Here is an 11,833-nt window from a genome sequence, read left to right as displayed (position 1 = left end):
TGTGACAGAAATCACCCCAAATAAATGAGTTGTGTGCAATCGATTGTAATTCGTGCCACGAATTACAATCGCCCATAAAAAAAATGGTCAAAATGCCATTTTGACCATTTCAGAACCAGTTATAACCAGTTTTAGACATTATTCGCGTTGGTACTTGTTTAAGTACTGATGGACCTCTTGGGTCACACTGGCCATTAGGGCATCATCTGCTTCCGTTAACGCTGGCGTCTGCTTCAAAATTTGCGTGAACAGCGTTAGTAGCCATTGTTCCGTGTAAGTATTAAAGTCAAAGGCCGTGACAGCGTTGGGCTGCGGCTGCCCGTCGATCACCAAGGTGTCCGGATCATCGTGGGCATGACGCCACACCCAACTACTGGCGTATTGCAAGTGGGAGAAGCATTCTGGCACCACGTTTAAAGGCGCGATAATGGTATAATGCCGAAATTTAGCCAGCTGCACCGCTTGATCAGCCTGGGCTTTAAAGCCTTGGTAATCTTCATCCAAAATCAACGAAATGCCTGTGTGACATTTACACTGCACCCGGTGCTGAGGGGCTTCGTGAAAATCAACCACCTCATGAAACGCCAGCCAACTGCGCTGTTTACGTCCTCCAAAGCGCAAGTAGATCATGGCACCAAAGCAAAATGGTGCCGGTGAGATTCCCAACAGTTTCTCCGTAGTTTGACTGTGGTAGTAGTGTTCTGTGCGCTTTTGTAAGGCGCAAAAGTAACCACTTTCGGCGGTGGTAGATAAAAACACGTGCCCGTATTTGTCGATCAACAGGGAACAACACACGTGCCCATCGAGGATGATTGGGTCGGCTAAACTTTTCAGATACACGATGTCACTGCCCAATGTGTTATCGGCGGTATAAGTTGCCAATTGTTGCAATTCTTGGTGCGAAATGGTGCTGAGATCAATGGTCATTCAAAAAGACTCCTTTTTAAAAATAGCATTCCCAAACTTAAAGATGTCACCCCTTGTCGCTATTTTCACAGTAGCACTTTTTCAAAATTTACACAAAATCAAAGATTAAAGCGCTTTCTTGATTCTTTATTTTTGATGTGAAGGCGCAAATAATTCAATGAGAATCCTGATTTTAACCGATTTTCACGACTGAAATGCGCAATTTCTGTTTAAGACACCTGATTTTGCATTTTGACGCAAAACCGGCCTTTGCCTAAACTAAACGCATAACTTGTGAAAGAAGGATTTAACCAATGAAACAACAAGCCCCAATCGTGCAGGATGCTTTTCAATGCTTACGCCTTTATCCTGAAATCGTCCACGGTGCCTTAAAAAAATGCCAGATCACCAAGGCAAATCAAGATTATCACGATTTTAAAAGTGAGGCGCAATTGTCCTTTATTGCCGCCTATTGTACGTGCATGCAACGACCGCTGCAGGCCCAGTTTGTGAATTTTAACAATGCGCTAGGGTACATTAGCCGCGCGGTAGTTTGGGACTTGCAACATCTTTTGCGCAAGGAACGCCGGCAAGATTTTTATCATGGCGCGCCGTTTATTTTGGGGATGATCAAACCGGCGCCGAATTACGTGGAGCACGTCCATGAGGCCACCGTGTATCAAGAGATCTGTAATCGGTGTAGTGACGAAGAACTGGCCTTTCTCCGCTTGCGCATGGCCGGCTGTAGTGCTGCTCAGATTGCGGATAGCATGGGGAGCAGCGTGCGCCAAGTGTATCGGATCCATCGCCGCCTGCGGAAATGGATTGGGCCAAAACTGCTCGATTGAGGATTTTGGGCAATTGGTGGATTAGAAAATTTATCATTTAACAGGGTAATTTTTAAATTGTATTTTTATTGAATTCTTAGTAAGATATAAGCGTTAGCGAATCATTTTATGGGGTTACTCAGTTTGACGCTGGCGCTTAGCGGCTCGGAATAAAGTCGCACGGGAAATACCCGTCAAGGCGGCTACTTGTGCAAAGGTATGTTGCTGGGTCAAGGCTAAAGCTTGATCTAACTGTATTTGCGAATACCGGGGCGGCCGGCCTTCCCGATAATTGGGATTGTTGGCTTTGGCATAAGCTTTTCCTTATTGTGTCCGACTGACGATCAGGTCCCGTTCAAATTCAGCGAAAGCGGAAAAAATCGTAAAGATCAGCCGCCCTGTCGGCGTATTTTCAATTGTCCCCATATTAAGGATCTCAACGGCGATGTCACGCTGAAAAAGCTGATGGATAATACGCTGTGCTTCATACGTATTACGAGCAAAACGGTCCAATTTAGTGACCACCAATGTATCACCACTTGTTAGTTAGTGTAACATTTCTTGGAATACAGGCCGTTGGGCGGAAGTGCCAGTGAATTTTTCTGAAAGAATTTGCTGACAACCAGCTTGTTGCAAAGCCTGTACTTGAGTGGTTAATTCTTGTTGTAAGGTCGAAACACGCGCGTAACCGATTTTCATAAGGTCAGCTCCTTTACACTAATTATTTCATGCTGTTTTCATGAGGGTCAACTGATAAGAGGGTCGCACAACTGTTAAGTTATGAGACGGTCAAAAAAGCGGCGGCGTTTTTCTATTTTATTATAGAATCGGTATGAAAATTCGATTTATGGCTTAAAAAAGAGCCATTTTAGAGCAATGATTCACTTTAAAAAAAGTAGCATAACTTAACACTTATGAGACGGTTTTATTCCATAAGCTCATGATTAGGGGGATGGCGGTTTGATTCGATTTTTTGCGCAACCGAAGTATTCGATTACGACTGTAAAATTAGTTGGATATGAATTATTTATTCGTGAACAGGCTACGGTAGGGGAAGACTGGCGGTTGCCAGCTGATTTTAGTCAGTTTAAGCCGCAACAGATCATTCATTTATTGGCGGAGACGTTGAAAACTTTTCCACAGGGCTTGAGTTGTATTTCGTTTAATCTTGATCAAGAACAGTTTGTGGATTTGAATTACTGTCGGCTACTAAAAACGCTGCAGGCACAGACGCCAATCAGATTATATGTGGAATTAACAGAGCGTCAAGGTAAGGGGACAGCTAGCACCACACTGCAGGAGCTAGTGCATGCGGCACAGGCTTACCAACAGGCGGGGCTTGCGGTGTGCTTAGATGATGTGGGCACCGGTACGAACCAATATGAGTTGGTGCGAACCATGGCCGCTTACACAGTGGAATACAAGTATGCGTTGCAAAATGTACGTGGCCGATTGCCAGGGGATGAAATTCACACACAAATTAAGTTTTGGCGAGAAATGGCGTTGCGTCAGCAAAAAACATTTGCACTAGAAGGGTTTGAATATGACACGGATAATAGTTTGATTGCCGCGTTTCATCCTGATATTGTGCAAGGCTATTATTTCGGCCAACCGCATATTCTACCCATCGCTGCCGATTTTAATTAGAACATGTGAAATAAGTGCTAGTTTACAATGATTGACTAAAAACAGTTGAATCTAATTTGAACATTTTGATTTGAGATGTAACATATCGTTGACTCATCAAAAATTATGACAAAATAATAATATGCTAATCACATATTATTATTTTTTTTGTGCAATATTCCTTGTGAATTGGCCGCTTTCTTGAAAAAAACAAATTGTTCGGTTTATTCCCAATAATATCGTTATATAATAAGTTATTTCTTTATTTATGGCATTATGCTATGATAAATGCAACTGTGATAATAACCACATATTTTGGAGGGATATACATGAAAAAAGCATTAACAACTGCCGGTGTTGCGTTAGCACTTGGCTTATTTGCAGGGGTTGCGACGACGGCTCATGCGGCGGATAATTTGGAAAATAAGACTGACAGTAATGCCAATTTTGAAGTTACGATTTCTGACGATAAAGCAGGCTTGCAACTTACAAGTGTACCAAGCTTTAATTTCGGCACAATTGGGCAAGAGGCCTTGATTTCAAATTCTCAGTCCTTAAATGGCTCTGCATCGGGTGATTTAGAAGTCACAGATTACTCAGGGAATGATGCTGGGTGGACATTACAAGGGCAATTAGGTGAATTCCACAATGCTGACAGTAGTGATAAGTTTAGTGCAGACAGCATGACGCTTAACGGTAAGGATGCAGCGGTTACTGCAGATGATATTACAGATCCAGCTTTGGCAAGTGCCAATTTACAACAGAATGGCACAGCATTAACAGCCGCTAAAGGAACTGGTGCTGGTAAAACAACGGCTACGTTTGGCACAACCACAAAGGATGCTGTGTCAGATACTACGAAAGCTGCTACGTTAGTCTTGCCAAAACATACAACTGTCAAGGCGGGTACTTACAGTACAACCATTGATTGGCTTTTAGGTGCTGGTCAAACTTCTGATGATGTTCCTGCTGCTGACGATACTTCAAACAGTTAACCATTCGCACCACAAGTCTTTAAAAAGCCTTCACAAGACCTTGTGAAGGTTTATTTTGATAGGAAATGAAGGGAATTTTGATGCGCAAATTAATGGCCTTGATCGGTGTTGTGTTGGGGTTGGTGTTGGCTGGTGGGCAACCAGCGCATGCGGCAAGTGGCAGCCGTTTTACCTTGACGCCTGTTTTAAGTGACAGCCAAAGTAAACAGGCTGGGATTTTTGATATTGTGGCTAAACCAGGCAGTCAGGTGAAAATTGCTGGTAAAGTGACGAATTTAGCGGGGTCAAAGCGAACCGTGCAAGTACAAATCACCAATGCTGGTATTACGCAAAGCGGACAAATCGACTACACCCCTGGGGTAAATCGGGATAAAACGTTAAAGCACCCGCTAACCAGCATGACCGCTGGCAAACAAACCATCACGTTAGCTGCTCACCAGTCGAAGCAGGTGACGTTTACGTTAAATATTCCGCAAAAGGGTTTTAAAGGGATGAAGTTAGGGGCGTTATACGCCATTGACCCACAAACTTACGGCGGCTCGGGCAAAGGGGTTAGTTTGTCCAACCGGTTTAGCATGTATACGGCAATCAACTTACGCACCAGCAAAAAGTACGTGCATCCAGATTTAAAAATTGCCAAAGTCCGTTACAGCCAACAAAATCACCAAGCGGCCGTTTTAGCCCGGTTACAAAACCCGAAGCCAGAGCTGTTTGGCCAAATGACGGTGACAACCAAGGTCACCAAACAAGGTTCCAAAAAGGTCTTGCTCAGTCGTACGGCGCACAAACAGGCCATGGCGCCAAACGCGCATTATGACTTTGCGACGCTGGCGACAGATGGCTTACGGGCCGGCAAGTACACCTTGCAGTTAGACGCTAAATCAGGTACCCGCAAGTGGCATTTCACTCGCCACTTTACGGTGACTCGCAAGCAAGCGGCAGCCATTGATTCGGCTACCAGCATTACCACGCCAGGGACACCGTGGTATGTGTGGGTCTTGATCGGGTTAGCGGTGGTGATCATTGCCTTATTAGGCGTAATTTTATGGCGGCGCCGGAAGCAGCAACATTAAGCGATATTGGAGGCGGAATGGATGACAAAGCGATTGGCTTTTTGGGTTGGGCTATTCGCCACTTGTATTGGGTTAATGGTCATACCAGGAAATCGAGTGGCGGCCGACGACAGTAGTGAAGATCTCATAACAAATGGGATGTACAGCGAAAATGTCACCACGGATTCGATTGATGCCGGGTCAAATAGCACCTTGTTAAGCAATGCGAAAAGTGGCAATGTGGTGCCTTATTTTAAAATGTCAGAAGTGACGGCCAGTGGTGTGCGTTCCAGTGGGTCGCAAATTGCAATCAACCAGGATGCCACGCTGACGTTTGTGATCAAGCCACAAAGCTTTTCAACGTCGGCTTTTAAGCAAAGCTGGCGTAACAGCTTTAATTACTTCACATTAGTGCTTTCAACGGATACGGCGAATAAATGGATGGATTTTAACACAGACGGGGTAACCGTTAGTGATGGTACAGGCACGAGTCCTGTTGCAGCAGGCCAATCCTACATTCCCATTGGTGGCAGTAGCCCGATCTCAAATACAAACAACACTGTGACAGTGAAGCGCGCAATCACGATCACGGTGGATGTAAAAAAGGCAATGGCCGCTTTAGACGTTACCAGCCTCAAGCGGCTGCGTGTCAGCGAGCAGTTTAATAATACTGAAGCAACAACCGGTGGTTCAACCTACATTAAGACCCAAACGGGGACCTTGAATTTCGCAATCGATTTAAAGCCAACGGTTGCGAATATCTTTATGTTTCCGGAACCGATCACGGTGGATGGGGAAACTTACACCGGCATTGCCACCGGAACTGGGACTTTGGCAGGGGATCAGATTCACTGGTCGATCAAAGGTGACGCCACAGCTGACGATAAGACCATTCCCGAAAAAGTGCCGGACTCGAAAAAATGGGTTTGGATCATTCCCAAATCGGCGGGCATTGGTAACGGGGATACCTTATCGGTTTTAGAGACTGGCTCAAATAGTGATACATCGACCACTGATTCAGATGGCATCGAACAAAACTCACAGTATCTGGATCAGTCGAAAGGGAAGGAACTCATTGCCAAGCTGATTGATCTGATTCAGCAGTACAAATCAGGCAGTGGGGATGCCACTGAACTGACCCAAGACATCAACGATACGTTAAATGAGATCAATACAGAAGTTGAAACGCAAAAGCAACTGGAAAAGGATGCCGGGGGCTATGCGATCACCTTTAAGGATCAGCGGGACTTTTTATTTGCCAATAAAGCGCACGCAACGTCTTTGGCAGGGGATACGGCTGGTACTGTTCAGACAGCGGGCACGTATGCGTTACAAGCACCAACGGATAATGTGACGGCTAATTTAGTGAGTGAGAAGGATAATGCGGCGATGCCAAGCGATTTAGCTGATGCGATGACCTGGAAAGCTTACAAACATGACACCACTACTGAAATTGATCAAAAAGGAAGTGGCCTTGTATCGTTAGACCCGACTAGCGGTGGCACTTGCAAAGTCACTTTAGACCCGAACACCACAACGGATGATGTTAGCAGCATTGACTTAGTGGCCACGACCCCGGACGACGCTGCACTACACGTGGTGGTGAAACAAACCATTCAGGTAACCGCGTTAGCGTTAACACCTTACGACCCGTATGATGTGGGTACCGATACCAGTGCGGCCATCAAGTTTGTGACGTTTCCAGAAACACTAGCCAGTGGTGATAATAACAATCAGCCAGCTTATACCGGCGAATCTGTATCGGCGTTAAGTGGCGTGGTGGCAAAGCACATCATGTCAGCGGAAGGCGTCGAGACTTATATGTCCCTAGGCGCTATCACGTATCGCAATTACGGGGACAAGTACCAAATGAAGATCCATTATCATGATCAAGATATTTACTCCAATATTGTCATGGTTCAAGTGACCGGGGACCAGGTGCCGCAGATCGATCTGTTGCCTAGTGATTTGACGTTTACGAACCAGGGTACCGCACCGCGGCTGGATCAAATCATCAATGGCACGTTTCAAACGGCCAACCAGCCTTTAACTGCGACTGGTGGGACGCCCTTTGCTTTTAGCAGTTACATGGGAAGCGGCGAACATTGGACGATTTCGGCACAAGTCTCACCGTTTCAATCGCAAACCGGCACTTTAACCGGTGATTCTGGCGGGGGCAGTGTGCATTTGAAATTTAAATTTAAGCCGACAACTAGCCTTGCGGGTTCTGGCATTTTAGCGTCGGCTGAGGATAACGACAAATTTCTAGTCGCAGCGCACACCGTTTCTGATGATAACAGTCTGGTGACGTTATTTGGGAGCACTACCACGAAGGAAGGTTTCAGCTTAGAAGGCAATCTTGCGGCTGAGATGACCCTTGACCCGGCCCCTGCTGCCCAAGCCACCAACTACCACAGCACCATTACCTGGACGGCTGGGGAAAACACGGCGGTACCAGCTGCGAAGTGATAATTGGTTAATGTTGCGCTACTAAATTTCTGAAAAGTGCCGTATACTAAAATTAGATAGTTTTAAAGCTTTTTGTCTGATATAAGATGTCGTTTTTGGAAAACGAGCGCATTAGAAAGTAGGTCTCAAACTTGGATCAAGTCAATTTACCGTTAGGCCTCTGGCTCGTGCAAACCCTGGCAGCAACGTTTTTGATCACAGGGTTTGTGTCGTTTGAGCGCTATCTGTGGCGCCAAGCGACGTTAGTGACCCAGCAGTTACGCGCGACTTATCGGGTGTTACAGTGGCTGTTGCCTTTAGGGGTGGCCTTATTATTTGAATATGGTACTTATCAGGGCTTTATGGAAAGCAATATGTTAGCTAACATCGGCGTGGCCATGATTGTCTTGCCGTTATTTGATGAAGCCGTCACCAATTGGGGCTATGCTTGGCGTGGCCTCGGGGTGGTGGTGATTTGGGGTCTCCAACGTGGCAGTACGCTGACCCGTAATTGGCCGTTATTGGTGTTACTGCTTGTGAATCTCTTGTTGATTCGGCGCACCCATCACATGTTGCGGCACACGCCCCATTGGATATTTGTGATCACGGTGAGCATGGTGTTCAGTTTCTGGTTGGATGTGACGTGGGCGCCGTTTACAGCGCAACTGGCCTGGCAGGCAGCCGGGATGTACTTGGTGATCTGTACGTTTGTGGCCTTATTTTGGGCGCGTACCCACCGGAAATTTTTATTGGATCAACAAATGCAGGCCCTGATCGATTACGATGATGTGGTCAATGACACCACCGTGGCCCAGGACCGGGCGGTGGCGGCCAGTTTATTTCGCGGCGCCCAAGTGCACCACGAACCGTTAACTGTGGCGGCATTTGATGTGGATCATTTTAAACAATTTAATCAAGCTTACGGTCACATGGCCGGCAATGCCACATTAATGGCGGTGACCCAAACGTTGCGGCAGGTGTTAGACCAAACCCAAGTGGCGTATCAGTTGAACCATTTAGGCGGCGAGGAGTTTTCGCTGCTTTTGCCTAAAGTGGGCTTAGCCCAGGCCATTACCGTGGTGAATCAATGCTTGACGCAGGTACGCACCACCGCTTTTCCAGTGGAACACACCACGGCGCAGGTAACGTTGTCAGCCGGGGTCACCACCTTACATGAACAGGATCAAAGCGTGGACAGCCTGTACAAACGGGCTGACGATAGCTTGTACATTAGCAAGATCCATGGTCACGATGTGTTAACGGTGGAAGGCCAAACCACGACGTATGACCGGGATGTAGATGTGAACCAACTTGCTTATTTTGCCCAGCCCATCGAAGGGGTCAATGCCCAAGGCAGCGTCCATTGGGCGGCTGAATTATTGTTACGTCGCTACGACAGTCAAAGTGACCAGTGGCGGTTACCGGCGCGGTTTGACATTGCCGTGGATAAACAAATTGTGTTGATCAGTCAAGCCTTAACGGTGTTAAACGTGCAACGGGTGAACGTTAATTTAACCTTAGCCCAATTTAGTGACATTGAAACGGCGAAATCCTTGGTGAGTTATATGCATTCCGGCCGCGGTCCGCAACAACTGACCATTGAGATCACCGATGTGCCCAGCGTAACCGTAATGCGCCGGGTATCCGCGTTGTACCGGGAAGCCGGGATTTTGATCTATATTGACGATGTGGGCAGCGATAACAGTTATGAATTGGTTCAGAAGTTATTGCCTTACGTCAATGGTGTGAAATTTGCCATTCAAAATCTACGCCGTCAAGAAAGCAGCGCGCGCATTCACGAACGCATTCAATTTTGGCTGGACATTGCCCAGCGCCAGGAAATTAGCTTTATTTTAGAAGGCCTAGAATTCCCAGATGAAGTCACCTGGGCGCAACACCTAGGCATTCAGTATTTCCAAGGCTATTATTTTGGCAAGCCGCAATTACCACTCACGGCCTAAGCTTACTGACAAGACAGTGAGCTTTATCGCCAATTGGTAACACAACGTCACATAAAACACTGATTAAATTAGAAAGTATTTACTTATTAATGACAATAAGCTAGAATGAAGCCAACGATAAGCTTATGATTAAGTGAACGTATAGCACTGGAAAGAGTGGGGTTAACGGGAAGCTGCCCGCTGGCAACCTTTTTCCAGATCGAACGATAGAAAATAGTCATTAGTTAAGGGGGATAAGATTCATGGTAAGTTTTAAAAAAGTTTGCTCACTAGGCTTAGCAACGGCACTAGTGGCCACTGGCTTAATGGCGACTACAGCGCAGGCGGATGCGACAACGGCCACAAAGGACAGTGATTCTGGGCAGTCAACAGCATCATTTAGCGTCACTGATAACGGGACTTTGGAATTGTCTAGTACACCAACATTTAATTTTGGTGACGTTGACGCCTCAACGTTGGCCTTAGGTGGTAAGCAGGATTTGAATCCGGATTCTAGTACACTACAGGTTAAGGATACGCGTGGTGCAGGAGATCATACTTGGAATTTAACTGCTAGCTTGACGACGCCTTTTACACTGAAGGATGATGATAACACGAATGACGATAGCACGACATTACCAAATGCTTATTTAACGGTTAATGCTGTTGCTGGTAGTAATAGTAGTGCAGACGGTGTTGTACAAATAAATGGTGCAACAATTAATGCCACAGCGGCAACCGTTATCCCAAATGAGGATGCATATGCGGGTACGTCTATCTATACGTTTGATAAGGCCAGCGACGCAACTTTACAGTTACCAGCAGTACCAAACTTCACAGCTGGCCAATATGACGGTACAGTTACTTGGAACTTAACTGCCGCACAATAAACCAAACAATCAAAAAGGTTGCGGGAAACCGCAGCCTTTTTTCATAGGAGACTTTATAAATGTTTAGAAAATTGAAATGGTTATTTGGCGTTATAATGTTGGGTGTTTTGCTAGGCTTTGCAGCGCCGGTTCAAGCGGCTGATACAGGCGCTAATTTTACAGTGTCACCAGCGGCGTATCCAAGTGAACAAGTTGGCGGCGATTTAGGCTATTTTCAGTTGAAAGTTAACCCTAATCAAACCGGCAGCGTTGGTATAAAAATTCAAAATTATGGTGCTACGGATCAAAGTTTCACCATCACGCCCACTAAAGCCACCACAAGTGAGGGCGGGCAAATTGATTATGCGCCAACCAAACGTAAGCTAGATCGCAGCGCTAAGCATAATTTGACTCAGATTTTGTCTAAAAAACAAACGGTAACGGTACCGGCTAAAACCACAAAAACAGTGACGTTTACTTATCAAATCCCTAAAAAAGGCTTCAAAGGGATGCTATTAGGCGGTTTCTATGTTTATAGCAACACCCGTAAAACGGGGACGAATAGCAATGTCACCAACCGGTTTGCCATGACGATCGGCATTTCCATGAGCCAAGACTCCCCCCACCGGCTGGCCCCAAAGCTGAAAATGGGTTCAGCCAAAACGGCTAATCATGGCGATAATCTCACAGCTGTGGCCAAGTTGCGCAATGTGCAGCCAACCTATTTCCGAGGGATGCGCATTCAAACCATGGTGACCAAACCAGGGCACCAAAAAGTGCTGTATCGCCAGCACACAACCAATGGTTCCATGGCGCCAACGTCCAACTTTAACTACACGATGAATGTCGGGCAGAAGATCACCACTCCTGGCCGTTATCTGGCCCACATCACCGTTAAGGCCCGCGGCAAAACTTGGCACTTTAACCGGCCATTTACCATTAGCGCCACCACTGCTACAAAACAAATCACCCACGTTAACCGGTGGGGCGCCGTTTGGTGGCTATGGGCTATCATCATCGTGCTGATTCTCGCCATTGTGGGCGGCTTCTTCTACTGGTTAGGTGCACGGAAAAAACGTTAAGTTGCAACTTTAAAGTCTGATCACTCGTTTGAGCGGTTGGATTTTTTTTGAAACAACAAATCGCTTGGGACAAGCCAGTGAGCATGAT

The 11,833-nt window shown here is 46.2% G+C and carries 9 protein-coding genes and 1 pseudogene; 8 read left to right on the top strand and 2 right to left on the bottom strand.

All coding sequences use genetic code 11. The annotated features are described in order from the left end of the window. Positions 1 to 138: 138 nt before the first annotated feature. Positions 139 to 927 carry a hypothetical protein gene (locus FC07_RS14780; RefSeq protein ID WP_057905844.1) on the bottom strand — a complete coding sequence of 263 codons (789 nt, stop codon included), beginning with the start codon at positions 925 to 927 and terminating at the stop codon, positions 139 to 141. Between the two features lie 293 nt (positions 928 to 1,220). On the opposite strand from FC07_RS14780, the gene FC07_RS14775 reads away from it, so the two are divergent. Next, positions 1,221 to 1,754, top strand: coding sequence for a sigma-70 RNA polymerase sigma factor region 4 domain-containing protein (locus FC07_RS14775; protein ID WP_057905843.1), 534 nt, complete (start codon positions 1,221 to 1,223; stop codon positions 1,752 to 1,754). A gap of 114 nt (positions 1,755 to 1,868) precedes the next feature. On the opposite strand, the pseudogene FC07_RS14770 reads toward FC07_RS14775, so the two are convergent. Further along, a pseudogene (locus tag FC07_RS14770) lies at positions 1,869 to 2,432 on the bottom strand (recombinase family protein). 261 nt (positions 2,433 to 2,693) lie between these two features. Here FC07_RS14770 and FC07_RS14765 point away from each other — a divergent pair. The 7 genes from FC07_RS14765 to FC07_RS14735 all read left to right on the top strand — a co-directional run bounded on the left by FC07_RS14765 (position 2,694) and on the right by FC07_RS14735 (position 11,745). After that, positions 2,694 to 3,380 (top strand): EAL domain-containing protein, encoded by a 687-nt coding sequence (locus tag FC07_RS14765; protein ID WP_057905842.1) that lies wholly within the window; start codon positions 2,694 to 2,696, stop codon positions 3,378 to 3,380. Between the two features lie 308 nt (positions 3,381 to 3,688). After that, a complete protein-coding gene (locus tag FC07_RS14760) occupies positions 3,689 to 4,354 on the top strand; it encodes a WxL domain-containing protein (RefSeq protein WP_057905841.1) in 666 nt (221 codons plus the stop codon). Between the two features lie 80 nt (positions 4,355 to 4,434). Then, positions 4,435 to 5,427 carry a WxL protein host-binding domain-containing protein gene (locus FC07_RS14755; protein WP_057905840.1) on the top strand — a complete coding sequence of 331 codons (993 nt, stop codon included), beginning with the start codon at positions 4,435 to 4,437 and terminating at the stop codon, positions 5,425 to 5,427. A gap of 21 nt (positions 5,428 to 5,448) precedes the next feature. Next, positions 5,449 to 7,875, top strand: a complete 2,427-nt coding sequence (locus FC07_RS14750; RefSeq protein ID WP_057905839.1) for a hypothetical protein — start codon at positions 5,449 to 5,451, stop codon at positions 7,873 to 7,875. Positions 7,876 to 8,006: 131 nt separating this feature from the next. Next, a complete protein-coding gene (locus FC07_RS14745; RefSeq protein WP_057905838.1) occupies positions 8,007 to 9,815 on the top strand; it encodes a GGDEF domain-containing protein in 1,809 nt (602 codons plus the stop codon). A 242-nt stretch (positions 9,816 to 10,057) separates the two neighbouring features. Beyond that, entirely contained in the window at positions 10,058 to 10,684 is a 627-nt protein-coding gene (locus FC07_RS14740) for a WxL domain-containing protein (RefSeq protein WP_057905837.1), read from the top strand. Positions 10,685 to 10,743: 59 nt separating this feature from the next. Continuing rightward, positions 10,744 to 11,745 carry a WxLIP family cell surface protein gene (locus FC07_RS14735; protein ID WP_057905836.1) on the top strand — a complete coding sequence of 334 codons (1,002 nt, stop codon included), beginning with the start codon at positions 10,744 to 10,746 and terminating at the stop codon, positions 11,743 to 11,745. Positions 11,746 to 11,833 lie beyond the last annotated feature (88 nt).

Source organism: Loigolactobacillus bifermentans DSM 20003, from assembly GCF_001434575.1.
Classification (GTDB): Bacteria; Bacillota; Bacilli; order Lactobacillales; family Lactobacillaceae; genus Loigolactobacillus; species Loigolactobacillus bifermentans.
Note: the sequence above shows the minus strand (reverse complement) of the source record. Positions and strands in the feature narration are given on the sequence as shown.

Coding starts and splice junctions, on each gene's coding strand:
- FC07_RS14780 (WP_057905844.1), bottom strand. CDS start 927: ATGACCATTGATCTCAGCACCATTTCGCACCAAGAATTGCAACAATTG.
- FC07_RS14775 (WP_057905843.1), top strand. CDS start 1,221: ATGAAACAACAAGCCCCAATCGTGCAGGATGCTTTTCAATGCTTACGC.
- FC07_RS14760 (WP_057905841.1), top strand. CDS start 3,689: ATGAAAAAAGCATTAACAACTGCCGGTGTTGCGTTAGCACTTGGCTTA.
- FC07_RS14755 (WP_057905840.1), top strand. CDS start 4,435: ATGCGCAAATTAATGGCCTTGATCGGTGTTGTGTTGGGGTTGGTGTTG.
- FC07_RS14750 (WP_057905839.1), top strand. CDS start 5,449: ATGACAAAGCGATTGGCTTTTTGGGTTGGGCTATTCGCCACTTGTATT.
- FC07_RS14740 (WP_057905837.1), top strand. CDS start 10,058: ATGGTAAGTTTTAAAAAAGTTTGCTCACTAGGCTTAGCAACGGCACTA.
- FC07_RS14735 (WP_057905836.1), top strand. CDS start 10,744: ATGTTTAGAAAATTGAAATGGTTATTTGGCGTTATAATGTTGGGTGTT.